23 protein-coding genes and 3 CRISPR repeat arrays (1 of these 26 cut by a window edge) are annotated in these 24053 nt (G+C 67.5%); of the genes, 11 read left to right on the plus strand and 12 right to left on the minus strand.

What is annotated here, in order from left to right:
• The first annotated feature begins 10 nt into the window (after positions 1–10).
• Positions 11–415: a DUF6924 domain-containing protein gene (locus ACGFK0_RS10945; RefSeq protein WP_392902948.1), complete on the plus strand. Its 405-nt coding sequence runs from the start codon at positions 11–13 to the stop codon at positions 413–415.
• 58 nt (positions 416–473) lie between these two features.
• Here ACGFK0_RS10945 and ACGFK0_RS10950 read toward each other — a convergent pair whose 3' ends face one another.
• Positions 474–785, minus strand: a complete 312-nt coding sequence (locus ACGFK0_RS10950) for a hypothetical protein (RefSeq protein WP_392902950.1) — start codon at positions 783–785, stop codon at positions 474–476.
• Positions 786–966: 181 nt separating this feature from the next.
• Between ACGFK0_RS10950 and ACGFK0_RS10955 the strand changes: the two genes are divergently transcribed.
• From ACGFK0_RS10955 to ACGFK0_RS10980, 6 genes are all read left to right on the plus strand, one after another.
• Positions 967–1260 carry a hypothetical protein gene (locus tag ACGFK0_RS10955; protein WP_392902952.1) on the plus strand — a complete coding sequence of 98 codons (294 nt, stop codon included), beginning with the start codon at positions 967–969 and terminating at the stop codon, positions 1258–1260.
• Positions 1261–1370: 110 nt separating this feature from the next.
• The gene (locus tag ACGFK0_RS10960; protein WP_392902955.1) at positions 1371–2210 is read left to right on the plus strand and encodes a DUF2637 domain-containing protein; all 840 of its coding nucleotides are present in this window, start codon (positions 1371–1373) and stop codon (positions 2208–2210) included.
• A complete protein-coding gene (locus ACGFK0_RS10965) occupies positions 2207–4258 on the plus strand; it encodes a toprim domain-containing protein (protein WP_392902957.1) in 2052 nt (683 codons plus the stop codon). The genes ACGFK0_RS10960 and ACGFK0_RS10965 overlap by 4 nt, the downstream gene beginning before the upstream one ends.
• Positions 4255–5142: a hypothetical protein gene (locus tag ACGFK0_RS10970; protein WP_392902959.1), complete on the plus strand. Its 888-nt coding sequence runs from the start codon at positions 4255–4257 to the stop codon at positions 5140–5142. Before ACGFK0_RS10965 ends, ACGFK0_RS10970 begins: the two co-directional genes overlap by 4 nt.
• Before the next feature lie 17 nt (positions 5143–5159).
• Entirely contained in the window at positions 5160–5456 is a 297-nt protein-coding gene (locus tag ACGFK0_RS10975) for a superinfection immunity protein (RefSeq protein WP_392902961.1), read from the plus strand.
• Between the two features lie 469 nt (positions 5457–5925).
• Positions 5926–6672, plus strand: a complete 747-nt coding sequence (locus ACGFK0_RS10980; protein ID WP_392902964.1) for a hypothetical protein — start codon at positions 5926–5928, stop codon at positions 6670–6672.
• A 19-nt stretch (positions 6673–6691) separates the two neighbouring features.
• Here ACGFK0_RS10980 and ACGFK0_RS10985 read toward each other — a convergent pair whose 3' ends face one another.
• On the minus strand, positions 6692–6895 hold the full coding sequence (locus ACGFK0_RS10985) for a DUF397 domain-containing protein (RefSeq protein ID WP_392902966.1): 204 nt from the start codon (positions 6893–6895) through the stop codon (positions 6692–6694).
• Complete coding sequence (locus ACGFK0_RS10990; RefSeq protein ID WP_392902969.1) at positions 6892–7728, minus strand: helix-turn-helix domain-containing protein; 837 nt, start codon at positions 7726–7728, stop codon at positions 6892–6894. The genes ACGFK0_RS10985 and ACGFK0_RS10990 overlap by 4 nt, the downstream gene beginning before the upstream one ends.
• A gap of 847 nt (positions 7729–8575) precedes the next feature.
• Here ACGFK0_RS10990 and ACGFK0_RS10995 point away from each other — a divergent pair.
• Together ACGFK0_RS10995 and ACGFK0_RS11000 are read left to right on the plus strand one after the other, a co-directional pair.
• Complete coding sequence (locus ACGFK0_RS10995) at positions 8576–9298, plus strand: ATP-binding protein (RefSeq protein WP_392902972.1); 723 nt, start codon at positions 8576–8578, stop codon at positions 9296–9298.
• A 103-nt stretch (positions 9299–9401) separates the two neighbouring features.
• A complete protein-coding gene (locus ACGFK0_RS11000; RefSeq protein ID WP_392902975.1) occupies positions 9402–9998 on the plus strand; it encodes a hypothetical protein in 597 nt (198 codons plus the stop codon).
• 211 nt (positions 9999–10209) lie between these two features.
• Positions 10210–11405: a CRISPR direct-repeat array (repeat unit 29 nt; unit sequence GGGACCATCCCCGCGTGCGCGGGGAGCAC).
• Between the two features lie 103 nt (positions 11406–11508).
• Here the strand turns inward: ACGFK0_RS11000 and cas2e are convergent.
• The 9 genes from cas2e to ACGFK0_RS11045 form a co-directional block, all read right to left on the minus strand.
• Positions 11509–11859 carry a type I-E CRISPR-associated endoribonuclease Cas2e gene (gene cas2e / locus ACGFK0_RS11005; RefSeq protein WP_392902978.1) on the minus strand — a complete coding sequence of 117 codons (351 nt, stop codon included), beginning with the start codon at positions 11857–11859 and terminating at the stop codon, positions 11509–11511.
• Positions 11856–12809, minus strand: coding sequence for a type I-E CRISPR-associated endonuclease Cas1e (cas1e, locus tag ACGFK0_RS11010; protein WP_392902980.1), 954 nt, complete (start codon positions 12807–12809; stop codon positions 11856–11858). Before cas1e ends, cas2e begins: the two co-directional genes overlap by 4 nt.
• A gap of 2 nt (positions 12810–12811) precedes the next feature.
• Entirely contained in the window at positions 12812–13498 is a 687-nt protein-coding gene (gene cas6e / locus ACGFK0_RS11015; protein WP_392902983.1) for a type I-E CRISPR-associated protein Cas6/Cse3/CasE, read from the minus strand.
• 1 nt (position 13499) lies between these two features.
• Positions 13500–14207 (minus strand): type I-E CRISPR-associated protein Cas5/CasD, encoded by a 708-nt coding sequence (gene cas5e, locus ACGFK0_RS11020; RefSeq protein ID WP_392902986.1) that lies wholly within the window; start codon positions 14205–14207, stop codon positions 13500–13502.
• Positions 14204–15397 carry a type I-E CRISPR-associated protein Cas7/Cse4/CasC gene (gene cas7e / locus ACGFK0_RS11025; protein WP_392902988.1) on the minus strand — a complete coding sequence of 398 codons (1194 nt, stop codon included), beginning with the start codon at positions 15395–15397 and terminating at the stop codon, positions 14204–14206. Before cas7e ends, cas5e begins: the two co-directional genes overlap by 4 nt.
• Complete coding sequence (gene casB / locus ACGFK0_RS11030; protein WP_392902992.1) at positions 15394–16029, minus strand: type I-E CRISPR-associated protein Cse2/CasB; 636 nt, start codon at positions 16027–16029, stop codon at positions 15394–15396. The genes cas7e and casB overlap by 4 nt, the downstream gene beginning before the upstream one ends.
• Positions 16026–17690 carry a type I-E CRISPR-associated protein Cse1/CasA gene (gene casA, locus ACGFK0_RS11035; RefSeq protein ID WP_392902995.1) on the minus strand — a complete coding sequence of 555 codons (1665 nt, stop codon included), beginning with the start codon at positions 17688–17690 and terminating at the stop codon, positions 16026–16028. Before casA ends, casB begins: the two co-directional genes overlap by 4 nt.
• On the minus strand, positions 17680–20553 hold the full coding sequence (cas3, locus tag ACGFK0_RS11040; RefSeq protein ID WP_392904034.1) for a CRISPR-associated helicase Cas3': 2874 nt from the start codon (positions 20551–20553) through the stop codon (positions 17680–17682). The genes casA and cas3 overlap by 11 nt, the downstream gene beginning before the upstream one ends.
• A 290-nt stretch (positions 20554–20843) precedes the next feature.
• Positions 20844–21032, minus strand: a complete 189-nt coding sequence (locus ACGFK0_RS11045; RefSeq protein WP_392902997.1) for a hypothetical protein — start codon at positions 21030–21032, stop codon at positions 20844–20846.
• Positions 21033–21244: 212 nt separating this feature from the next.
• Positions 21245–22189: a CRISPR direct-repeat array (repeat unit 29 nt; unit sequence GTGCTCCCCGCGCACGCGGGGATGGTCCC).
• 102 nt (positions 22190–22291) lie between these two features.
• Between ACGFK0_RS11045 and ACGFK0_RS11050 the strand changes: the two genes are divergently transcribed.
• Together ACGFK0_RS11050 and ACGFK0_RS11055 are read left to right on the plus strand one after the other, a co-directional pair.
• Positions 22292–22687 (plus strand): transposase, encoded by a 396-nt coding sequence (locus ACGFK0_RS11050; RefSeq protein ID WP_392903000.1) that lies wholly within the window; start codon positions 22292–22294, stop codon positions 22685–22687.
• Positions 22688–22707: 20 nt separating this feature from the next.
• Positions 22708–23712 (plus strand): transposase, encoded by a 1005-nt coding sequence (locus tag ACGFK0_RS11055; protein WP_392904036.1) that lies wholly within the window; start codon positions 22708–22710, stop codon positions 23710–23712.
• 25 nt (positions 23713–23737) lie between these two features.
• Positions 23738–24053: a CRISPR direct-repeat array (repeat unit 29 nt; unit sequence GTGCTCCCCGCGCACGCGGGGATGGTCCC) (it continues 1483 nt past the right edge of the window).

Raw genomic sequence — 24053 nt, forward strand, 5'->3', positions numbered from 1 at the left:
GGGTGACGCCATGCTGGTGATCCGTACTGACTTCTCTGATCAGAGCGCCTGGGAGGCGACTCGAACTGCGATTGACGGACCCGAAGAACTCGAAAGTGAATACATGTACTCGCCCGAGTTCACCGATGACAGCGCCTACCAGGAACTTTCGGTGGAGGAGATCCTCGCTCGACTCCCTGAGGCCATGCAGGGTCGGTTCATTGCCGTGGTGGACCAGACCACCCTCGCCTCGCGCGAGAAGCCGATCCTGCTCGTGGACCTCAACCGGCGGAATGGGAACTATGGGCGAACGTTCCGAGTGATCCCCAGCGAGCTTCCCTCCATCGAAGTAAATCTCTCCCTGGCCAACATGGACTTCTTCGAGTTCGCCGGGAGCGTGGACCCGGATGGGGTCTTTCGAGGATTCTCCAGATAAGTTCACTACGGATCGTGCCCTTCGGCCTGGTCCGCATCGCAGGTCGTACGTGTGGTCGCTACTGAAACAGATCTTGTCCGTCGTGGCCTGATGGGTCCATCGTCAGCAAATCTTCGTGGAGACCCTGAACGGGGCGTCCGGTGAGGCGGTCCTGGCTTGTGGTTCCCATCAGGCTCCAGCCTGGTGTGTCTTCTGGGGCCTGAACATCGCGGCCTTCGGCAGTGAGGCGGAAGAGTAGCCCGAACACCGCCTCATAGGCCGCGGCCCGGGCCACCTGGACGACTTCGTTGCGATCGGCCCCGGCCGTGAGAAGTCGGGCAGCGGCCGGCAGGTTCTCTACGGCTTCGGGGTACCGCTCCAGATCCGACACCCGCAGACGGGACGGGGTCGACTACGTGTACGCCGGGTGCGGGACGGGTGTTTGTTGTTAAGCGACCAACACGCCGATCATCTACTTTGATTGACTGACCTCTGCGTGTGATGCATCTTCTAGATCAAGGACTTTAGTTGATGGCCGCTCCGGCTCATCGGCTGACATCACCGGGGGAACGATGCACACGCAGGCTGCGACAACACAGGCTGACCTGGAGGAACGGCGTGCCCGTCTCCTCCGACTGCACTTCGAGCTGAGGCGAATCGGGGCCTGCGTACGAGCCCGTAAGCCGCGCAACGGGCGCTGGCGCCTGCGGATCCGGCACAACGGGTGGTCGGAGACCGTCCTGTGCGCGGGGGCCGACGACGCCTACGCCTATGTCACCGCCTACGGCCGAATCCTCGGCACAACCGACGAGGTCAGGTACGTCGCGCGGCTGCTCGTCTGGATGGTCGAGAGGCGTGTGCGGTGACCTCCTTCCGGCAACTGAAAGCAACGACTCCGGTGGGCAGTGCGAAGAACCGAGAACCCAGGCGACCGGCATCGGGGCGTGGGGCTCCGGAGGTCGGAGTGGTCAAGTGGGTGGCTGCTGGGGTCGCGCCGCTGATCGTGGCCCTTGCGGTTCTCGGCGGTCTCGGTTCCTTCACCACCATCCGGCGGATGGCCGAGCCGTACTTCGAGGGGCTCGCCTGGATCGTCCCGGTAGGCATGGACGTCGGGATCTTGATTCTGCTGGCCTGGGATCTGCTCATGGAGTACCTCGACATGCCGTGGCCGGTGCTGCGCTGGGTCGCCTGGGTCTACATCGCCGGCACGGTCCTGGTGAACGTGTCGGCCGCGCACGGGGACTTCGCCGGGAGCGTCATGAACGCGGCCATGCCGGTCTTGTTCATCACGGTGGTCGAAGGCGTCCGGCACCTGATTCGCCGATGGGTCGGACTCACGTCCGCTGGCCGGGTCGAACGGATACCCGCGGCGCGCTGGGCGCTCGCACCTGTCTCCAGCCTGCTGCTGTGGCGCCGCATGATCCTCTGGCACATCACTGAGTACCGGCAGGGGCTTGACCTGGAGTACCGCCATTTGGAGGCCGTCTCGGAACTGCAGCAGGAGTACGGCAGATGGTCCTGGCGGTGGCGGGCGCCGCTGGCTGACCGGCTCGCGCTCCACCGGTTGCCCGCGCAGCTCACGACGCGGAGGGACGATGACGAAGACCTGGGCGACGAGATCAGACATGACGGTGACGACCGGTTGATGGCCGTCGCCCGGCAGCTCCAGCGCGAAGTGGAGCGGGAAGGTGTGCAGCTCAGCCGGGATCGGCTCGGCAGCCGCCTTCGCGAGTTGGGCTTCACGATCGCCAACCATCGGCTCACCCAGATGATCGCCGCCGTGCGCGAGGAGTCGGCCAGGCGAGGATCGTCATGACGGTTCCCGTTGGTGGAGATCAGCAGGCGCAGGCCGAGGAACAGCGGCGCCGGCTCGGCATCCTTCAGGGGATCGCGGACCACGCTGTCGCCGGCCTCGCCGACGGACGGCCAGCGTGGGATATCTGGCTGAAGCAGGCGAGTCGGCATGGACGCTACGGATTCACCAACACCCTGTTGATCCCCGCTCAGCGACCGTCGGCGACCGACGTCCGGTCGTACGACGCATGGCAGAAGCAGGGACGGCAGGTTCGGCGTGGAGAGACGGGGATCCGGATCATCTCCACGCGAGGGAAGCCGCGGACGGTCTTCGACATCGAGCAGACCGACGGCGAGACGATCGAGAGGGAGCTGAACTCCGCTGCTGAGGGCCTGCGGCGGCTGTCCAGGCTCGCTGCCGACCTTGGGCTCTATGTGGACCGTGGGCAGGGGTGGACTTACCTGGGACGCCCTGGACGACGGATCCAAATCGCCCCCGAACTGGACGACACCGCAGCGGCGTCACTGCTCGCCCACCAGCTCGCCCACGCCCTCCGGCACGGCGGACATATTGACACCGATGGCGGCCACTCCGCCCCATGCCGAGGCGTTCGACGCGCCCTGGCAGACTCGATCGCCTATGTCGTCCTTACTGAAATGGGGCTGGAGGACGCGCACCTGTCCTTTCCGTCACCGCGAGTGTGGGCGGGGACGGACAGCCGGACCGACGCGTCCGCCGCGATCCGTGTGGTCGGAGACCAGATCATCCGGACGAGCACGCGGCTTCGGCGCCAGCTAAGGGATCTGTCTGAGCCTGGTCGAACCAGTGATCCGCCGGCGACCGTCTCAAGCACGGTCGCTGCCGAGAGGGTCGACCGCCCGAAGCGGATCCCGCCGCCAACCCGCAGCGTGGTTCCGGAATCGAAACAATCATCGGACGTCTCCCCGCAACAACTCCGGGCGGCCCTTGCTGATGCTCACCGGTTCTACAAGCGGAACCTGCCGGGAAGTTGGGGAGCCCGCTACCTCGCCAGCCGCGGCTTCACTCCGGCAACGCAAGAGAAATGGGAGATCGGCCTCGCGCCCCGCAACCGCGACGCGTTGCTCCGGCATCTACGTGAGCGGGGACACCGCGATCAGACGCTCATCAAAGCCGGTCTCGCAAAGCGCAGCGAGAGCGGCGCACCTTTCGACCTGTTCCGGGACCGGATCCTGTTCCCCCTCCGGGACCAGGACGGCGACATCGTCGGCTTCATCGGCCGCCGTCGCGATGATGCTCAAGGCCCCAAGTACCTGAACACCCCCGAGACGGAGCTCTTTCGTAAAGGCGAGACCCTCTTCGGCCTCCACGAGGGACGGGCCTCGCTCGCCGACACGGCACGTCCGCTCCTGGTCGAGGGGCCGCTCGACGCGATCGCGGTCAACACGGTCGTGCCGGAGACGTACACCGCGGTCGCCCCATGCGGCACGGCGATCACCGCCCCACAGATAGAGGCGATCGCCGCCTGCACCGATCTCGCAACGTCCGGTCTGGTCATCGCGCTCGACGGCGACCCCGCTGGACGAGCCGGAGCGATCCGAGCCTGGCCCACGCTTCGCCGTGTCACCGGGCCGGTCGAGGCGGCCGTCCTTCCCCAAGGTCAGGACCCGGCAGAACTCCTGTCCTCGGCGAGACACGCAGCTGTCCGGGAGGCGTTACTTTCTGTAACTCCCCTCGCTGACCTGGTGGTGGATGAGAGAATCCAGAGGTTCGGGGGAACACTGGAGTTCGTCGAGTCCCGCGTTGCCGCCGCCCAAGCCGCCGCAACCCTGATCGCCGAACTCCCGCCGGACCAGATCGCCCGCCAGGTCACCCGCGTCGCGGCCCGTACGGGCATGGACCCGGCCGAGATCACGGCCATCGTCGCCTCAACGATCAGCCCGGAGCCTGCACCGGACGTCGCGCCCTCAGCGGACGACCTCCCCTTACCACCAGGCCCCAGCCGGCTTGATCGGCAGAGGTCTGACGTCCACAGCTCTCCCCACAGAACACCTTCCCAGCGCCCCGACAAGAATCGGAGGACTGCATGAGCCAGCAACACCCCGACCCGATCGCCGAAGGTCTCCAGCACGGCGGGCAGCGACTCGTCCAGATCGTGTCGGTGGCCGTCGCAACGCGGCAAGGCCTCGCCCAGCGTCGTCAGCGGTCAGAGGCCACTCGGCAGGCGCGAGACGATCAGGCTCAACGAGCACAAGCCCAAGCCCAGAGGGCGGCACTTGCCCAAGCACGCTCGCGATGGGGCCGTGCGCACGACCGGAAATGGCTACGCCAGGCACCTTTGCTGGACGTCGCCGAAGCATGGGGCGCGGCTGTCCCGTACGCCTCGGACAATGCCTCCGCGTCCCTCGCGGTCCGCAAATGCGAGGAGCGGCTGCGTCACCTGCACCCGCACGCGATGAGCCACTACGACCGATTCCGCGGTGAAGGCAAGGACCCGCTCGACGCGATGACGCAGGCAGCGCCGTTCTTTACGCGGGATCCGAACGTCCGCACTGGCGATCCCGCAACCCAGCCGGGGCAACTCAGTGAAGGAACCGGCGCCGAGTGGGCTGCTCGGTTCCACGGCCCGGACCGTGGCGAGTGGGAGGAGTCCCGCCAAGAACAGCGTGCGAGCCAGATCGCTGACCAGCTCAGAACCAAGCTTCGCCAGCAAGGGCGTGAGCCCCGGCCAGAAGAGTTGCGCACGGTCCTGGAAATCGCCACCAACCTGCCAGAGCACATCATCGCCAAGGCCGTCCCGGTGAACTCTCCGTCTGGCCCCTCCCGAGGCTCTGACGTGCAACGGGCGGCTGATGATTTCCCTCACTCCATCGACGACGCACTGGAGATGAGTTCGAGGCAAGCCTCCGAAGTGCCGGCCGCGCGACGGACACAGCCGCAGGTTCCCGACCGGAACCGCCGACGGAATCTCTGACCGGAGGAAACGAAGTGATGACCGCCATCCAGAACAGCGTGTATTTCTGGCTCGCGCTGATCGGCCTCCTCGCCGTCTTCGCGGCGCTGCCGACTCTCATCGCGCTCATGCGCGGTGCCGACGACATCGGCTACATCATCCTGCTCAACGTGATCTGCTGCGTCACCGTCTTCGGCTGGCCCATCGCGCTCATAACTGCCATCAGGTGGCCTCGCCGCTTTCCAGATCCTCCGCGGACGTCCTATCAGCGACCTCCCGCGCCTCCCCTCGAGCACGGCCGGGGCCGCACCCGCGAACGAGGTCCGTATGCGTGAGGTCTCAACGACGCGCTGGCTCCCGATCGTCGTCAACTCCACGTTCCTCATCGGCACCGTCGCTCTGGCCGGCTCCGCCCTTCGTGAGGACGCAGACCCGCTCACTATCCGACGCGTCGCGGCTTGCGGTCCATTCGGTCCGGTCGCTGGCGAGCACGTCGACCGAGACAAGATCTGCCGCCGTGCCCGGAAGGAGGTGCTGCGGAGCATCCGGACCGGCCGTGACCCCGACTGGGGCGACGTCTTCCGCGATTCGATACCGAAAGCGTCCAAGCACCCTCGGCAGGACCCAGCATTAAAGCATCCACGTCACAGAACCGAGAAGCACCAGCCGGACCCGACACCGCCGTCCCCATCCGCCGTTGCTGAACCCCGCACTGGCGAACGCGTCAGCCCCTCCGGCGGGGCCGAGGTGAAGCCGTCCAACGGAACACAACCTTCCGTCGCAACGAAGACGGCGGAGGCGCCCGTGGACCCCCGTATCCCAACCTCACCCACCAACCGGGACGGTTACATGCCGGGGCCAGCAGGATGGGCTGGAGCATTCGCGCTCCTCACCCTGATCGGCGGCGCCGCCTACGCGGGCAGACAGCGACAGAAGGTCGTCCAGGCAGCGATGTCGATAGGCGAGCGCCTCAAACGAAATACCCGACCTAAAGCGCCCCCCACGCCTGCGACGTCCTCCAGCGCCACCCCGCCCCAAACCGCGCGTACAATCGCCTACTTCGCCAAGAAGAGCGTTTCGCTCGCCGGCCCGGGAGCCGAAGACGCTGCCCGCCGCCTCGCCGTGGACGTCCTCCTCAGCCGCCAAGGCAACGCCACCGAACTCGTCCTCAGTCGCACCGACGCGTGGCGGCTATTCGGTATCGACGTAGGAACGCTGCAAGATGACCGGATCCCCGGCCTCGTCCTCACTGACGACCCGGCGCAGACCCGTAAGAACTTGGCTCGCCCGGGGCCGCCACGGCGCCTCCTTGTCACCTATGCCGACGAGGTCGATGACCTTCAAGCACTCCCCGCCCATCAACAAGGCCAACTCGTCGTCGTGTCCCTATCGACCTCGGCTACAGCGTCCGTAACGGTCTCAAACGGCGGCGAGGTCATCGCAAACGCCGCTGGGCTGCCGATGTCCGGCCGTCTGCCGCTGCTGTCGAGGCCCGATGCCTTCGACCAGCTCATGTCCATGCCGACGCTCGCCCGTAACTCCGCGAACTAGACGCGGCGGACGAACACCTTTAAAGGTCGAGTTCTCCGCGGTTCACGCGGTCGGTCAGTTCGCGCCACGCGCTGCGGCCAAAGAGGAGCGTGGGGCCGTCGGGGTTCTTGGAGTCGCGGACCACGAGGGTGCCGGCGAGAGGAGCCAATTCGACGCAACCTTGGCTGCCTTGGCTGGCCGTCGCTTTGCGCCATCTCAGGGCGGAGGGGGCCGGGTCGGTCATCGAGTCTCCTTTTCGATACTGCGCAGGAAGGCGGCCGTCTCGCGGGGGTCGAGCGCCGATGCCACCAGCAGGTTGAACTTGGTGTTCATGCGGCTCACCTGGTGCGGTTGCTCCAGGTAGGCGTTGCCGGCCTGACTTTCGACGTAGACGACGTCCGGGTCGGTGGGCTCGGGGAAGCCGAGCAGCGAGAACGGCCCGTCGAGCCCGACATGTGCACCTTTGTCGAAGGGTAGAACCTGCACGGTGATGTTGGGAGTCTCGATCGCGTCGAGCAAGCGGGTTACCTGTCCGCGCATCACCGCGGCCTCACCGATCGGTCTGCGGAACACGTTCTCGTCCAAGATCACCCACAGGGCGAACGCCTGCGTGGCACGGCCGAGGATCTGCTGCCGGGCGAGCCGGAGCTCCAGCAAGCGGTCGATCGTCTTGGGAGCCTCGCCCGGCAGGGTCGTCTGCAGGACCTCGCGGGCGTACTCGGGTGTCTGCAGCAGTCCGTGGACGAGCTGGTTGTCGAAATGCCGCAGCTCGGCGGCCTCGCTCTCCAACCCGATGTAGGAGCCGAAGCGGGGCGGGAAGACGTCCTGAAACTCGCTGTACCAGCCTGGCTGCGCCGCCTCCTTGGCCAGTTGAAGAAGCGTGTCCCCGGTCCGGGCATCCGTCGCACCGAACAGCTCCAGCAGGTCACGGATCTCCCGCTGCTTCGGCGGCTGCGCCTTGCCCGTCTCGATGCGGCTCACCCGCGAGGGCGAACACTCCAGGTGTTCGGCGACCTGCTCGATGGTGTAGCCGGCGTTCTCCCTCAGCTTGCGCAGTTCGGAGCCCAGTCGGCGCATCCGAACGGTCGTGACTCCAGGCTGCGGCATAGATCCCCCTATTGCTTGCGTGGCACAAACTACCCCGCGCAAGTGTCACTCGCCGTCGCGAAGCAGGAGCTTCGAAGCTGCCAGCCAAGAATATCGCGGACATATACCTGCAATCCTGACATTGACTTGTCGGCACACTTGTGCGGCACAGATTCACTGTGCATGCTGGGTTCGTACTCACCCGATTGCAGAGCGCGAGTGATGAGACCGGAAGCGGCTGGTTTCGCTGCTCTTCGGCGTGACCCCCGGAGATGGCCCGACAAACGTCAAGCGGCCCCGGACGCGGTGCGGCAACACCGGCCGGGGCCTGATCGGACGCAGGAGGTCCGACTATGCATGATCGTACGAATCCGTCGCCCGCCCAGGCGATGCCGCCCACCCTGGAGTACTCACCGCTCCCCGTCCGAGGACGACACCCCACCCGGAAGACAACGCTCATGACGTCGCCGGCGCCCTGGACAAGCGACGCCGACCCCGACCGAGCCGTCGCCGAAATCGCCAGACAGTTCCCGGGGGTAACAGTCTGGTTCGGCGAGTACACCGGAAGCTACTGGGCCTTGACCCACGCCCAAGACGGCACACCCCGCCTGGTCGAGGGCGCCACGCCAGAGGTCCTGAGCCGTCGCCTCGCCTCCCTCATGCCCCGTCCGCCACGGCCCAGTCGGTCGCAACAGCCTTCGCCGAGGGCGCCGCACAGAAGCGCCGGTTCTTACCCGCCTCCTGCTGCGCATGCCTCGTCCAACCGGAGGCCCTCCAGGAAGCGGGGTAGATGTCGCGGTCGCCACACCATGCCCAGGACACCCGGGAGGAGCGGCCGATGCTGACCGGCGAACCCGATGACATCCCGTCCGGCGGAGCCTGCGCGTTCCAGCTACCTCGAGACCCGAGTTGCGCGTCCCAAGCGCGCTCGCTCCTCGCCGCAACGATGCACGAACTCAACTTCACCGCCGACGCGATCGAAGACGCCAAGCTCGCGGCGTCCGAACTGGCCACCAACGCGCACACGCACGCCTCCTCGACGACGCGCCCCGAACTATGGGTCTGGGCACGCACCCACCCCGCCCCTGAACTCGTCGTCTCCGTGTACGACTCTCATCGCGAGATCTGGCCCGTCTCCCATGAGTCCGACCTACTCAACGAGCACGGCAAGGGTCTGTCCATCGTCGCGGCCCTCTCCTCCAACACGGGCACGAACTTCACCCGCTCCCGTCTCACCACCTCGGTAGGCAAAAGCGTCTGGTTCACCCTCCCCCTCCCGACCGGCTGGCCGACCGCCAACCGCGTCATCACCTCCGCAGCCGCAGCAAGCCGGCTCTCCGAAGGCCTACGTGCCCGCGGTATCCCTGCCACCCGCCGCAGCGACCACAACGGCATCTCGGTCATCAACGTCGGAGCCCTGAACATTTGGGTAGAGCCGGACGCCTTCTCCTGGCGCAGCAGCCAGGGCTACACCCATCAGCCGCTGATCGACCTGCAGGAAGCCGCTGAACGCATCGTCAGCTGCCACGAAACGGCACACGCTTCCGCATCACCGGCCTGAACGCGCCCAACACCTCCCGGACCAAGCTCCGGAGCCAAGCCCCGGGGACGCGGCGACACCTCCCGTACGCCGCGTCCCCGGCCCACGCACGCCAGGAAGACCTATGCACCAAGCCGCCGAACTTAACGCCCGCCTAGCGCGAGCCATCGAAGACCTCAGAGACCTCGCAGGACGAGTCGATAGCAACGGCAGTGAACGCGTCTTCGATCAACTGATGCGACCCGGCGACCTCACCGACACCGTTGTCTTCCTCCGGCACGCTCACGAGCTGCTGATCAATGTCGCAGAGATCCTGACCTTGGTCATCGGGGCGTCCCACACTCACGGGGACTCCTCCGACCAGCCCGATTCTCGCCTTCACCCAAAGGTCCCGGCGCTCACCCCGCATGAGCACATCCCGGTAGATGCAACCGAGGCCTGGCGCCGAGCCCACCTCTACCTGCCCGGCCACCATGACAACCCGATCCTGATCCATATTCAAGAATTTGAGGACGGCTACCAGGCCATTCCGATCCTGGCGACCATTCCCGAGCCCCCATCCGTTCCCACCATCGACACCCCCACCACCCTCGTCATCGACAAGACCACCGGCACCGTCACCCGCTGGCCCCTGCTCCCCCTCGACGTCCTCGCCAAGCAGTACCGCCGCTACCAGCACCAAGAACGAATGACATTCGACGATCACGCTGAACGACGATGAGGAGCTTCGCTTGAAGCCACAGGGGTGGGAGCACCCCGCCATCCCGTCTGCGCGGCGGCGCATTCGCAAGGCCACGCGGCCGAACGCCCGGGGCTGCATGGCCGCGAGGCACTCCCAGACCACGGAGAGTACGCACGCCGTTGGCCCGCGACCGCTGCTGATCGGTGCCAGAGACCATGCACAAGGAGCAGCCGCCCACAGCCACCCACGAGGGACCACCCGCGCGTGCGCGGGGAGCACACCCGCGTGACCGCTGACGCCACGCTCGGCGCGGGACCATCCCCGCGTGCGCGGGGAGCACACGCCGTAGTGCGCCGCGTTCAGGCCCGGCCCGGGACCATCCCCGCGTGCGCGGGGAGCACTACCTCGCGTCGCGCCCGGCGTGAAGGCAAAGAGGACCATCCCCGCGTGCGCGGGGAGCACCCCCGATGAGCCTGTAGCGCTCTGTCCTAGCAGGGACCATCCCCGCGTGCGCGGGGAGCACCCGGACCGCCGGGGCCGCTAGCGTGACTTTTCGGGACCATCCCCGCGTGCGCGGGGAGCACTCGCTACGGTCGGCTGCCGGGTCGCTGGCCCGGGGACCATCCCCGCGTGCGCGGGGAGCACGGGTGTTTGCTTATTAGACGGTTCCGGGCCCGGGGACCATCCCCGCGTGCGCGGGGAGCACGAGCCCTGCCGGGGGCCAAACCCCAGCCCAGGGGGACCATCCCCGCGTGCGCGGGGAGCACGCCGCCGTCCAGCGGGTGCGGGACCTACTGCCGGGACCATCCCCGCGTGCGCGGGGAGCACCAGGACCTGACCGCGCAAGACAACCTGACCCCGGGACCATCCCCGCGTGCGCGGGGAGCACCACCGAGGACACCGCCCCGGCGCGGTAGATCAGGGACCATCCCCGCGTGCGCGGGGAGCACACATTTCCAAGGTCCTGGGGAACGGGTTCTCCGGGACCATCCCCGCGTGCGCGGGGAGCACTCCCACATGGCATGCAGTTCTGCCTGCGCAGCGGGACCATCCCCGCGTGCGCGGGGAGCACGCAGGCTACGCAAGCCATGGTTGACCGCTGGGGGGACCATCCCCGCGTGCGCGGGGAGCACCGGGCCCGACCGGCGCGACCACGAGGCGCGCGGGGACCATCCCCGCGTGCGCGGGGAGCACGCGATCTACGCCGGTGTCATCCCCGGTGTGCTGGGACCATCCCCGCGTGCGCGGGGAGCACACCGCCGCACCATCGGCAAGGCCGACGTCACCGTCTGGGCGGGACCATCCCCGCGTGCGCGGGGAGCACGCACGGTCGTGCGTGTGGGCGTCGGCGTCGGTGGGACCATCCCCGCGTGCGCGGGGAGCACATCACGGAAGGGGACGCGCTGTCCCTGGGGCTGGGACCATCCCCGCGTGCGCGGGGAGCACTCTGACTGACCTGCAGGTTTATGAGGCGGCAGTGCCATTTGGAAGCACTTCATAAGATTCCGACATTTCGGACGCCGTGTTTGAAGTGGTGTCCCAGCACTGTTCAGCGCTTGCCGTAGCGGCGGCGTTTGGAGGCTTTGCTCCAGCCGGCTGGCGGGGTTTTCGACGAGATGGCCGGCTGGACTTTGGGACGGCGAATCAGGGTCAGGCCCTCGTGGTCGATGGGGTGCCATTTGTGGTCGTGGGTCTCGAAGGTGAAGCCCTGCTCGTTGTTGGTGGTGTAGGCGAGCAGGGCGCGGCCGGTGTCGGCGTACTGGTGGACCTCGTCCCAGAGGGCTTGCCTGATGCGGGCGGTGGGGCCGCCGATGAAGACGCCGGGAGAGATCTCCATGAGCCAGCGGGTGAGGAAGCCGCGTAGGCCGGCCGGGCAGTTGGTGAGGATGATGATGGTCACCAGTTCACGTCTTCGGCGTAGTTGCGTCCGGACTCGATGTTCATGCCGTGGTCGCTTTGCAGGGTGACGTGGTCGGTGTCGTTGCCGGTGGGGTCGCCGTCAGTGTCGTCGGGCAGTAGGAGGCGCTTGATGTCGTGGACGCATCGGCGGAGCAGGCCAACTTCGTTGACGCGGTCGCGGATGGCGCGGCGGGTGCGGGAGCCGACGTCGTCGGGGCTGTCGGCTGCGACTTCGAAGGCGACAGGGATGGCGATCTCGGTCTTGTAGAGGTCGGCGATGTCCAGGACGAAGGCGAGTTCGTGGCCGGAGTGGATGAATCCGAGTCCGGGGGCGCAGCCGAGGGCGGCGACGGTGGTTTGGGCGATGCCGTACATGCATTGGGCTGCGGCGGTGACGGCTTGGTTGGCGGCGTCGCCGGAGTCGAAGTCGCCGGGGACGTACTGGCGGCTGTTCCAGGTGAGGCCGACTCTGTCTGCTTCATAGCGGTAGCGCTCTTTGACGCGTCGTCCTTCGCGGCCGAGGAGTTCGTGGCGCGTGAGGCCGGACGGATCCTCTCCGGGAAACCGCATCCGGTACATGGCGCGGGCGACGTCGAGGCGGGTGCGGCGGTTGGCCCAGGCGGTGGCCTGGGCTTCGACCAAGGCGGAAGAGCGGTTGAGGGAACGGCCGCCTGAGTAGAAGCGCACGCCCTGCTCGCCGACCCAGACGACTCCGGCGCCGCTGTCGCCCAGGACGCTCATGGCCTGGTGGGTGACGCGGGTGCCGGGGCCGAGCAGAAGGGTGCCGATGGTGGCCGACGGGATGTGGGTGATGCCGTCGGCGTCTTCGGCGGTGATGGCGTTGTCGTCGCGGTGCAGGGTGCAGCGTTCGAGGTAGATGAACGAGATGCGGTCGCCCATCCGGGTGAGTTCGCGCGGGGAGGAAGCCCGGCGTTTACCGACGGTGGACATGGTCAGCTCGGCGCAAGGGTCAGCAGGCCGCAGCCGTAGGCCTTGGCGCGCCCCAGCCCGTGGGTCAGGGTCGTGCGGAACGCGTCAGGGTCGGTGACCTCTAGGCGTCCGTCGAACGTTACGGCGACCAGGGTGACGTGTCCGCCGCTGCCCTTCTTGCCGAAGCGGAACTGACGGCGGCCGTGAATGAGCAGGTCGTGTGTGTCTCGGTTGGGGACGAGCTGCTTTTCCGGGGGTTTCTCCGCCACCTTGAACCCTGCCCTTTCCTCCTGCTTCAGCAACCACGCCAGTTGGCGCTCGGGAACGAGGTGTGCGGTGACCTTGGTGGGCTCGTCGGCTCGTCGGCGGATGTGGTGGACGGGATTGGCAGTGAGCCTGAAGCTCCAAGTGTCGCCTTTGGTCAGGCGTTTGAGGAATGGGGCATAGTCGAAGGTCTCCCAGCGGGCCGTGGTGGGCCAGCCTGCCTGCTCGACCAGGTGGGTGAGGTCGGGCCGCATCGGGCTGACGATGCACAGATGAGTGTCGGCGGCGCTGTTGCGATCCAGGCGCCACAGGATGCGGGGCCCGTTGTCTCCGGATGGGGCGTCGGCGAATGAGGTCATGACGGCCGCGTGCATGGTCTGGGGTGAGGCCAGCAGCTTGCGGGCGCCGACGCGTCCGGTGTTGATGCGGAAGCGCGTCAGGTACATGTCATTCGCTCCTCAGGACGGTCGTTGGGTCGTGCTCGATGTCATGGGCCGCACGTGGGTTCGGCACCGTGACGGAAAATCTGCGGACGCCGCGCAGCGCGTACCGGCGGTGCGCCGGGTCGTAGCTGATCGGCTGGTCGCGCAGCGTGTCCACGCGTTCGTTCTGGCCGTTGACTTCGATGAGCACTTCGAGTTCCACCCGCTGTTCCTTGCGACGTCGCCATTGATGCCAGTCCGAGGCGTGCCATCGTTCGGCCTTCAGCGCTGTTTCCAGGTTGGCGTCCTCACGTAGTCGCAGGTCGATCGGGAGCGACGGCGGGCATGACCGGCGTCCGAGATAGGGCAGGAAGCCGGGCCTTTCGAGGGCCCGGTGCAGGTCGGACAGCTGGCCGTGAGGTCCTTCGACGGCTGCTACGAAGACGGCGTCGGCGAGATAGAACCGCTCGGATACCGGCATGGCGCCGCCGCTGTCCATGTCGTGCGCGGTCTGGAAGTCCCGCAGTGGCGTGCCCCGCTGGTCGACGCGGACGCCGAAGCGCAGTGCGGCCAGGTCGGACGGGTCGTGGGTCCGGGGTCTGCCGAGCGCCGCGGCGAGCAGTCCGATCACGCCGCTCTTGGTGGGGGCCGCTTCGGTGGTCCGCCTGGCGAAGCGTGCGGCGGAGCCCCATGACTGGAGCGGGCCGGCGAGCCGCAGGAGCAAGACGCTCATGCCGAGCCGTTCTGCCGCCGCTCGACCTCCGTGCCGACCGCCGCCACCAGTTCCTTCAACGGCAGTTCGGTGCCGAGCGAGGCCAGCGGCTCGGTGTCCTCGCCGGCGCGCGTCACCCAGGTGAGCGTGTCGTCATCCGCACCGAAGGCGGTCTCGATCGCGGGGATCTGTTTGGCGAGGCGCTCGCTGGCTTCCCGGACGTGGCCGCCGGAGTCTTGGTCGGCTTGGCATGGCCGCTCGAACGCGCCGACGAAGTTGACCGGACGCGACGATCGAACCTTGACCACGACCGCGTCGGGCAGGGTGTGGTGTCCGAATGTGTTGATCTTCCCGGTTGGCAGGGACTCGACGAAACCGCGCACGAACGCCTCTACCGCGCGGCGGACGGGGGCGTCCGCGGGCTCGTTTTCACGCAGGCCCTTCCCCAGGTTCTTGCGGAGCAGGTCGACGTCGAGGGCGGCATAACGGTAGAGGGTCGCGGAGTTGAACTCCACGGTTCCGATCATGCCCGCGCCCTTGTCGTCGTCTTCGCGTTCCTTGTGGTCGTCGACGGCTGTGTAGTAGTCGGACTCGACATCGGCGCGGTGGACGCTGATGGCGTGGGCGACTTGCGCGGCGGCATCGACGTTGATGTCGGAGTCGTCGGCGACCATCCGGCCGAACAGGGCGATGTCGATCGAGTGGCGGCTCTTGGCGTGCTGCTTGGCGGTGGCCTTGTTCTCCTTGTTCTTGAAGAACGTCTTGATGTCATCGCGGCCCTGCACGGCCAGCTCGGCCAAGGCGTCCAGCTGGCGGGCACTGAGGAAGATCAGGTACTTGCCCTCGGGGGCCGGTGCGCGTTCCTCTTCCTTGGTGTTGCGCTTGGGCGGCTCCATCTTGGCGCCGGTCGCGGCCGTGACCGTCTCGGCCGCCAGCGCCCACGCGTCGGTTTCGGGAATGGACGGCTCTAGGTCACGGATCCGCTTGCCGAGCAGTTCGGCCAGGCGGCGGGTGCGGACGCCCAGGTCCTTGGGGTCCAGGATGTCTTGGAACGCTTGACGTGTGGCGCGCTTCCACGCCTGGCTGGACACCCGTGCCCGGCGGACGCCGCCGTAGACGGCGGACTTTGGGGTGCCGGTGTCGTCCCGGTTGAGGTTGCTCGGGGGGACGGTCTGCAGGATGTGCAGCTCGACGATGGTTCGAGTCGTCATGCGGTGTCCTTGTCAGTGGGGGCGCCGTCATCGGCGTCGGCCTTGTAGGTGTGGAAGCCGCGTCCCCAGTCGCGGCGGATCTCGTTCAGCCCGTCCGGGGTCTGCGCTTTGTAGAGCTGGCGGGCGAGGCGGCCGTAGTCGAGCGGGATGCCCTCTCCGCGGAGCAGGGAGATGACCTCGCGGAGCCGGTAGGCCAGGATTTCCGACGTCGCGGCAGTGCCCACCCGCACGAAGCGCCGGCGGATCGTCTCGTCGATCTCGCTGGGGTTGGGCATCAACCGGCGGACGGACTGCCCGAGGTCCACGCCCTTCTTGTGCATCGGGCCGGCCTGCGACTGTTGGTGAAGGGCGTACAGCGTGACGGCGAGGAAGTAGGCCGTCTCGCTGCGGGCCACGAGTCTTTCGTCGCGGGACAGGGATTCGTCGGCGAAGAGCCGTTCGGCGCCGGTGACGCCCCACAGCTCGGGTACGTCCTCGGGCAGCTTGCCCGCCCCCCGGCGGAGCTGGGCCAGCGTCCCGACGGCAGAGGGCCGGTCGGCGAGGAATCCCTTCTGCAACTCGGCGATGAACCGGTCGGCCGCGTTCTCCACCAGATCCGCGGGCCATTTGAGGGCAGGGGTCGCCGAGGTCATGCCTGGGCCTCCGTTGTCGGGTCGTCTGGTCGCCGTGCACTGGGCAGGGCCTTGGCAAGTCGGGCGGCGAAGATCTGGTCGGCGCGGGTAGAGCTCAGCCAGACGTCACGCCCGTCCTTGGCCGTGACCACGCGGCCTTGCCAGGCGGTCTCACCGGCGGCGTTCACGAGCTCCTCACCGAGGGTGCGGATCTTGGCGCGTGCGACCTTCTGCCAGGCGGCTCGGGCGAGCCGAGGATCATCTTCTGGTTTCAGGGCGGCGAGCCAGTCGCGGAACGGGCCATCCAGAGTGCCGAATCCCAGGTCGTAGGCGGCATCTTTGCGGGGCTCTGCCGCGTCGCCGGCGGCGCGGGCGAGGTCGACGGCGAGGTCGCCGAGGATCCGGACGGCGGTTTCGGCGTCGGAAACGGCGTCGATCACCTCGATCCCGAGTTCGGAGTCTTGGTCGTGCAGGAGCACGACCGGCATCGCCACCTCGTCATCGATCACCTCGTCGATGATCGACTGCTGCGTCCCGTACACCGCGCCGATCAGCCGGGCCCGCAAAAGGCGGCTCTGCGTCAGCGGGCCTTCAATGGTCAGGCGCGCCAGCCAGTCCAGGATTCGGGGCCGTACGATCTCGGCCGCCTCCTGGCGCTGCGCGGCTCCTTCGGCCTTGCCGGCGATCAGCGCGCCCAGACCGCGCCAGGCGCTGCGGGTCGGATCGTGCACGCGCGGAAGGTAGACCTGCGTCTCCTTCAGCTTCTTCTCCTGGGCCGGGCTGCGCCGCCAGGCCGTCATCGGCTCGTATGCGTGCATGTTGCGCGCTGGTAGGGAGTCGCCGTAGGCGAGGACGACACCGAGCACACCGTCCTCGTCGAAATGCAGCCGGATCCGCCGTGACGGCCAGGTGTACAGGTCTCGTGGCCCGTAAGGGCGGCGCGCGGCCTCCGCCTCGTCCATGGGGCGGGCTGTGGGGACCTCGCGCGTCCAGATAGGGCGGTCGTTGCTCGGATCGACCCGCAGCGTTTTGGTGTCGAAGGCGACGAGGTTGAGCAGCAGGGTCTCGCGCAGGTCGTCGGCAGCCGCGAGCACGCCGCCGAGATTGCCCGCCCACGCCACACCTTGCGGATAGCCCTTACCGCCTTTGGCCCGCGGGTCTCCGACCGCCCCGGACTTGATGCCCGAGGTGTCGAACGCCTGCGCGTGGACCAGCCACCGCGCGGCCTCGGCGAAGTCCAGCCGCTCCACGCCCCGCCCGCGCATCGTGAAGTACGGAGCCCCGTTGGGGACGTCAGCGACGATCTTGTCGAGGGAGGACACTTCGTCTTTTGCGGTATGAAGCGAAGGCGTCTGAAGGAACGGCGTCTGCGGATGAATCAGGTCGAAACGTTCGTGATATTCGTCCAGGTATTCGCTGATTTGTTCGAGTGGAAGGTCGCCGCTCCACAGTTCTTCCCACGCGTCCAAGTCCTGGGGACCATCGATAGCGTCATGCAAGATCGCCAGCAGCAGCCGTATCAGCGCGAACTCCTGCGTGGGCAGGTCACCGACGATCCGGCGCAATGTGCGGGCCTGGGCGAAGACCTCCCGTAGCGACAACACGTCACCGGTCCCATCGGTGCGCAGCACTGGAAGCCAGGGTCGGCGCGTCAGGTCGAAGGAAGGGGGATCATTCGACACGGGTGACCTCCAGGCCGTCGTCCTTGCTGTAACTCAGTTCGTAACCTGCCAGCCGGGTACGACAGTTCTCGTCAAGGAACAAGATCAATTCTCCGGCGAGCCAGGAACTGTCCCGTGACTGCCAGTCCAATATGACCTCTTTCTCCAGATCTGCGATGGCTTGTTCGGCGATCTTGGGGATGGAGAATTGGAATGGGAGGCGCAGCCCGCACGCCGCCACCGTGCGGCCCAGCTGAGGTCTGGGGACGGCCTCGGTGGGCAAGACCTGCCCGCCCTTGCCACCTTCCAGCCACGGCACCGTACGGACCGTTCCGTCGGCAAGGCGCTGCACCACCAGCACCTCCAGCGACTCTTCGCCGTCGCGGACCTGCGCGCGTCCAGCGGGGGTGTCGTCCGTGTCGCCCACTCCCGCGTCGATCCAGCCGATCAGCGCGTCCCCGTCCCCGCCGACCGCCGCCAACTGGAAACCCTCGGCCTTCTTGCGCTGCTTCTCGATGTGCACCCGGTACTTGCCGTAAGCGGCGTCCATCTCCTGCTGCCACGATTGGGGACCTTCGGCCGCCGTTCCGTAGGCACGCTGGACCAGCGGGCTGATGTCCTCGGGCAGACGTACCATCCGCGCTTCCGGCGCCGTCCCGGTGAGAGACGGCCACAGCACTGCGGCCGATCGCAACAAGGCGTGCGGCTGATACACCCGCTGGGAGCCCTTGACCGATTCAATCGGTGTGGCGTTCCAATCCGCGCCGCTCACTAGGCACCGGGCTTGGCGCAACCGCTCGGGACGATCGCTCTGTCCCTCGCCACGCTCATGGCGGTGCAACCGGCCCATCCGCTGCAGGAGCAGGTCGATCGGGCACAGGTCTGACACCAACAGATCGAAGTCGATGTCCAAGGACTGCTCGGCCACCTGGCTGGCCACCACCACGCGAGGCCCGACGGGCCGGACGTCCTTTTGACCTGGTGGCCCGAAGTCTTTCACCAGGTCGGCGTCCTTGCGCATCCGGTCCAGGTCGAGGAAGCGGGCGTGCGCGACGGTGACGTTGTCGTCGCCGAGCCGGCCGCGCAGGAAGTCGGCGGTGTTCAGCACCCGGTCCACGGTGTTGCGCACCACCAGCGCGCACCCGCCCGCGGCCAGCTCCTGGACGAGGCGGTCGGCCAAGGCTTCCAGATCGTCGTCGAGCCGCTCCACCTGCACATCCGTACGCCGCCCGGACGCAGCGACCTCGTGTACCGCGTTCGTTCCGTCCCGTCCAGCGACTGTGATCAGCGGATACCCGGTCGCCCGCTCGACCGCTTCCGCGCCCTCAGCAGCGGTGTACGCCTCCACCAGCTCGCGGCGCCGACCTGCCGGAAGGGTCGCCGACAGGACCACGACCGGCACCCCGTACGCCCCCAGCCAGGACAGCACCAGATCCAGATAGGAACTCATGTAGGCGTCGTAGGCGTGAGCCTCGTCGACGACCACGACCTTCCCCGCCAGCGCCAGATGCCGCAAAGCCAGATGCCGGCTCTTGAGGCCCATGAACAGCAGTTGGTCGATGGTGCCGACGCCGAACGACGCCAGCATCCCCTTCTTGCGGCCCCGCAGCCATTGGTGCGCGACCAACTCGGCCGGCGCGCCGTCCGTCGTCTCCTCGTCCGGCTGCACTTCGCGCACCGACTGATAATCGGCCCAGGTGAGCGCTCTGAAATCCTCATTCAACGCCGCTTTGGAGTGAGCGAGCTGGACCGATCGAGTACCCGCGTCTGGCCGCACGTCGGGCAGACGTTCCAACCAGCGCAGCACCCGGGAGAACATCGCGTTGCTCGTCGCCATCGTCGGCAACGCAACGAACACCCCGCCGGCGCCCGTACTGCTCGCGAAGCTCTCAGCGACCGCCAGCCCCGCCTCGGTCTTCCCTTCCCCCATCGGCCCCTCAATGATCATCAAGCCGGGGGCCATGTCATGGGCGACCTGCACCGCCCGCTCCTGCAACGGCCGGACCCGCGCGCCAACGGGCAACTCGAACCGGGACGCGAACAGGCTCGCAGCGTCAGTTCCCGGATCGACCGCCTGCCAGGGCGGCGGAAGGTTCAGACCCCGCCACGCAGCTTCGATGCGTTCGTAGTCGCTCCGCTCCCGCTCGTCCAGGGAGTAGGGGAACAAGTCGGCGTTGCTGGCGATCCAGTCGGCAACGATCACCACGCCCGACAGGACGGCCTGAGCGGGCTGGGGGAGCTTCACCTGGCGCCACTCGGGCAGCCGATCCACCATGTCGCAGACCTCGGCGCACGCGTCCAGCAACTCCCACTGCACACCCCGCCACACCTCCGCGCTCCCCGGAGACCGCAGCAGCCGAGGGCGCGTGGCCAGCGCCTGGATGTCACTCATCGTCGGCGGAACCCCGTGATGGCCACCCGCGACCACCGCCCACTGCCACGCCCGCCGCTTGGACCAGCCGTACCGCTCCATCAGCCACTCGTGAAGCAGAAGCATCCCCGCCAGGCCATGCGGAGCGAGCCGACGATCATCCATCTGGCGATGCAACGGCATCTCCAGCCCCTTGCCCCGCATCGTGGTGGCAAGTGTTTCGACCTGGCAGGCGAACGCCGGCGTCGCCTTCCCGATGTCATGCGTAGCCGCCGACCACACCACCAGCCGCCGCGCGTCATCCGCACCACCTGGCAACGACGCACCGATAACACGTCGCACCTGAGCGGGAAGCCACTCGTCCCACAGCAGTCCCGCGACCGCGCCGCTATCCGCGAGGTGACGCCACAACGGAAGCCAATCGTCCGAATCGCGATCATGCTTCGCCCACACCTGACGCGCAGCCGGAGACAGTCCTCCCCCGAGCCGCGCTAACTCCACCGCAGCATCCAGCACACCGGCATCCAATCCGCGGATCCCGAGATCATGAGGCCTCTTTGGCAGACCAGACCAGAACCGGACAACTCGCTGCCGACCGCGTCCTGCCGCTCTCAAGCGACAGCGGCCGCCCTATCCCCGCATGCACGGGGAGCATTTGAATGGAACCCCTCAATGCGGGGTCAACCCCACATGCGTGGGGAGCGGCGGCCACCATCGGATGGAAAGTATCGCCACACCGGGGAGCCAAGGAGACCATCGCTGTGCGACCAAACCATCTCCGTGCTCTCCATCTCTTTAGGCAGCTAAGGACGCTTGAACACCTTTATGGCCCAGAGCATCGAAGTGCTACCAGCGGCGCCTCCAGCCAACAGCGCCAAGGGCACGCTCATCTCTGCCCAGTACGTCAGGCCAGCCGTGGCAGCGGCGACGGCAGACGCGAAAAGCAGGATGACGAACGTGTATAGATCGAAGGATGGCTGGGAGTCGCTCACCAGCCTCACCTTCCTTCACTCCTTCCCCTTAATGCGTTGACCTTAGATGTGGTGCAGCAGTCTTGTCCCGAAAATCGGCCAAGCCTGACCGGACGCGTAGCTTGGACGCCACCCCGACCAGAAGCTGCCCCTCACTTGTATCCGAAATGTCCGAATCTGTAGAAGTGCTCGAAAACGGCCCCGCCCTGAGCTAAACGCCCAGGTCGGGGAGAGTGCTCCCCGCGCACGCGGGGATGGTCCCACCTACAGCCCGCAGAGTCGCCGAAGCCACCGGTGCTCCCCGCGCACGCGGGGATGGTCCCCCGGCCCGCGCCGCCCCACCGGAGGTCATCGCGTGCTCCCCGCGCACGCGGGGATGGTCCCTTCTACGAAGCGAACCGGTCTCTGTTCGAGGAGTGCTCCCCGCGCACGCGGGGATGGTCCCGTGGCGGTGTCGAGCGAGGCCCGGACAAAGCAGTGCTCCCCGCGCACGCGGGGATGGTCCCGTTTGCGCCACTGCGGATAGTGCCTTCGGGAAGTGCTCCCCGCGCACGCGGGGATGGTCCCAGAGTGAAGTTCGGAACGACTCGAAACTCTGAGTGCTCCCCGCGCACGCGGGGATGGTCCCAGGTCATGACCGTCATCGAGCTTCTCGCCAAGGTGCTCCCCGCGCACGCGGGGATGGTCCCCCCAGGTAGGTCAGGACCTTCTCGTCGCGGGGGTGCTCCCCGCGCACGCGGGGATGGTCCCATCGACTACATCGCCCGCGACACCGGCGAGCAGTGCTCCCCGCGCACGCGGGGATGGTCCCCGTTGCTTCTTCTTCCTTCACTCAGTCCTGATGTGCTCCCCGCGCACGCGGGGATGGTCCCAATGGCGCCGACACGTCGATCAATGTGCGGGTGTGCTCCCCGCGCACGCGGGGATGGTCCCACCACCGACGCGGCGCCGGATGTGGTCGCGTCGTGCTCCCCGCGCACGCGGGGATGGTCCCGCGACGGGCACGGCCACCAACGGCGGTGTGACGTGCTCCCCGCGCACGCGGGGATGGTCCCCACGTCGAAGCGGCCAGCGGCGCGAGCCCCGTGTGCTCCCCGCGCACGCGGGGATGGTCCCGCCACCATGTCGACCCGGTTGGGTGCGGCGCTGGTGCTCCCCTCTCTGCCAGACTCAGGGGAGACATGGGGACGAACTAGTCTTCTGTGACACAAGTAGGGCGAGACAGGGATCTTTCTAGCGTGACGTTGAGTGTTGCCGATCTCCGCGCTGATGATGGTGTGGTGGGCAAGAAGAAGGGTCCTCGGGCCGACCGGCCGAAGCGGCGGGTGTTCAGCCCGGAGTACAAGCTGGCGATCGTGGAGGAATGGGAGCAGCTGACCGAGGCGGGCGCCCGCGGTGCGCTGCTGCGCCGTGAGGGGCTGTACCACTCCCACATCCAGGACTGGAAGCGGCTGCGCGATGCCGGCTCGCTGAACGCCCTGGCGGCCAGGCCCACCGGCCCCAAGCCGCGCAAGAGCGAGGCCGACAAGGCCAACGAGAAGCTTGCAGCCGAGAACGCCCGGTTGGCCGACGAGCTCGCCAGGACCAAGAAGGCCCTGGCGATCATGGGAAAAGCACACGAGCTCTTGGAACTGCTCTCCGAGAGCGCGGACTCCGACACCGAGCCCGGGAAGTGATCCTCCCGGCCCAGCAGGAGATGGAACCCCTCGTCGGCATCAAGGCCTCCTGCGAGCTGACCGGGGTGAACCGGGCCTCCCGCTACCGCTGGCGCGACCCCGTTCCGCGGCCGCTGGGGCCGCATCGTCGGCCGGCGCCCCATCCGGCATCGCTGACGCCGGCCGAGCAGGAGGCGGTGCTGGCCGTGCTGCGCTCGGACCGGTTCGTCGACAAGTCCCCCGCCCAGGTGTGGGCGGTACTGATCGACGAGGGCACCTACCTGTGCTCGATCTCGACCATGTACCGGCTGCTGCGCCGGGCCGGCGAGGTCCGCGAACGGCGCCGCCAGGCCACCCACCCTGCCCGCGTCAAGCCCGAACTGGTCGCCGACGGCCCCGACCAGGTGTGGTCGTGGGACGTGACCAAGCTGAAGGGACCGTTCAAGGGCGTCTACTACGACCTGCTGGTGATGATCGACATCTTCTCCCGCAAGGTCGTGCACTGGAAGCTGGTGCGGTCGGAGTCCGGCGCGATCGCCGAGGCGTTCATGGCCGAGGCCTTCGCCGCCAACGGCGGGGTCGTGCCCGGACATGTCCATGCCGACAACGGACCCTCGATGACCAGCAAGAACGTCGCCCAGCTGTTCATCGACCTGGGTATCACCCGCAGCCACTCGCGGCCACACGTGAGCAACGACAACCCCTACTCCGAGGCCGGCTTCAAGACCTTGAAGTACTGCCCCGCCTTCCCCGACCGGTTCACCTCGATCCAGACGGCGACACGGTTCTGCGCAGCGTTCTTCACCTACTACAACATCGAGCACCGGCACTCAGGGATCGGGCTGCACACCCCGGCCTCAGTCCACGACGGCACCGCCACCAAGATCCGGGACCGCCGCTGCGAGGTCCTGGCCACCGCCTACACCGCCCACCCTGAACGGTTCCGCACCAGGCCCATCCCGCCCAAGCTGCCCGACAAGGCCTGGATCAACGAACCCCCCAAGGACCAGCACAAGGAGAACAACCAGGCACAACCCGCAGCCTGAGCTGTCTCAACGAGTTTGACAGGCTCCGCTCCCCGCGCACGCGGGGATGGTCCCGTCGGCATGTCCGCCTCGTGATCGACTTTCATGTGCTCCCCGCGCACGCGGGGATGGTCCCGGACACCCGCCGTAGGGACGTCGAGTTCCCCGGTGCTCCCCGCGCACGCGGGGATGGTCCCACCCGCGCCGCACTGAAGTCGATCGTCCGCCTGTGCTCCCCGCGCACGCGGGGATGGTCCCGCCGGCGTCAGCGCCGTCACGGTCCGCCCGAGGTGCTCCCCGCGCACGCGGGGATGGTCCCAAGGTCTCCTCGGTCATCTCCTCGGTGTGGAAGTGCTCCCCGT

This window comes from Spirillospora sp. NPDC048823, assembly GCF_043198445.1.
In the GTDB taxonomy this organism is placed as follows: Bacteria; Actinomycetota; Actinomycetes; order Streptosporangiales; family Streptosporangiaceae; genus Spirillospora.

Excerpts from the sequence above, each read along its gene's own strand:
- ACGFK0_RS10975 (WP_392902961.1), top strand. The coding sequence starts at position 5,160 with ATGACCGCCATCCAGAACAGCGTGTATTTCTGGCTCGCGCTGATCGGC.
- cas5e (WP_392902986.1), bottom strand. The coding sequence starts at position 14,207 with ATGAGCGTCTTGCTCCTGCGGCTCGCCGGCCCGCTCCAGTCATGGGGC.
- cas1e (WP_392902980.1), bottom strand. The coding sequence starts at position 12,809 with ATGTCCACCGTCGGTAAACGCCGGGCTTCCTCCCCGCGCGAACTCACC.
- ACGFK0_RS10990 (WP_392902969.1), bottom strand. The coding sequence starts at position 7,728 with ATGCGCCGACTGGGCTCCGAACTGCGCAAGCTGAGGGAGAACGCCGGC.
- cas6e (WP_392902983.1), bottom strand. The coding sequence starts at position 13,498 with ATGTACCTGACGCGCTTCCGCATCAACACCGGACGCGTCGGCGCCCGC.
- ACGFK0_RS10995 (WP_392902972.1), top strand. The coding sequence starts at position 8,576 with ATGCTGACCGGCGAACCCGATGACATCCCGTCCGGCGGAGCCTGCGCG.
- ACGFK0_RS11000 (WP_392902975.1), top strand. The coding sequence starts at position 9,402 with ATGCACCAAGCCGCCGAACTTAACGCCCGCCTAGCGCGAGCCATCGAA.
- ACGFK0_RS10945 (WP_392902948.1), top strand. The coding sequence starts at position 11 with ATGCTGGTGATCCGTACTGACTTCTCTGATCAGAGCGCCTGGGAGGCG.
- cas7e (WP_392902988.1), bottom strand. The coding sequence starts at position 15,397 with ATGACGACTCGAACCATCGTCGAGCTGCACATCCTGCAGACCGTCCCC.
- ACGFK0_RS10955 (WP_392902952.1), top strand. The coding sequence starts at position 967 with ATGCACACGCAGGCTGCGACAACACAGGCTGACCTGGAGGAACGGCGT.
- ACGFK0_RS10985 (WP_392902966.1), bottom strand. The coding sequence starts at position 6,895 with ATGACCGACCCGGCCCCCTCCGCCCTGAGATGGCGCAAAGCGACGGCC.
- casB (WP_392902992.1), bottom strand. The coding sequence starts at position 16,029 with ATGACCTCGGCGACCCCTGCCCTCAAATGGCCCGCGGATCTGGTGGAG.
- ACGFK0_RS10970 (WP_392902959.1), top strand. The coding sequence starts at position 4,255 with ATGAGCCAGCAACACCCCGACCCGATCGCCGAAGGTCTCCAGCACGGC.
- ACGFK0_RS11055 (WP_392904036.1), top strand. The coding sequence starts at position 22,708 with ATGGAACCCCTCGTCGGCATCAAGGCCTCCTGCGAGCTGACCGGGGTG.
- ACGFK0_RS10965 (WP_392902957.1), top strand. The coding sequence starts at position 2,207 with ATGACGGTTCCCGTTGGTGGAGATCAGCAGGCGCAGGCCGAGGAACAG.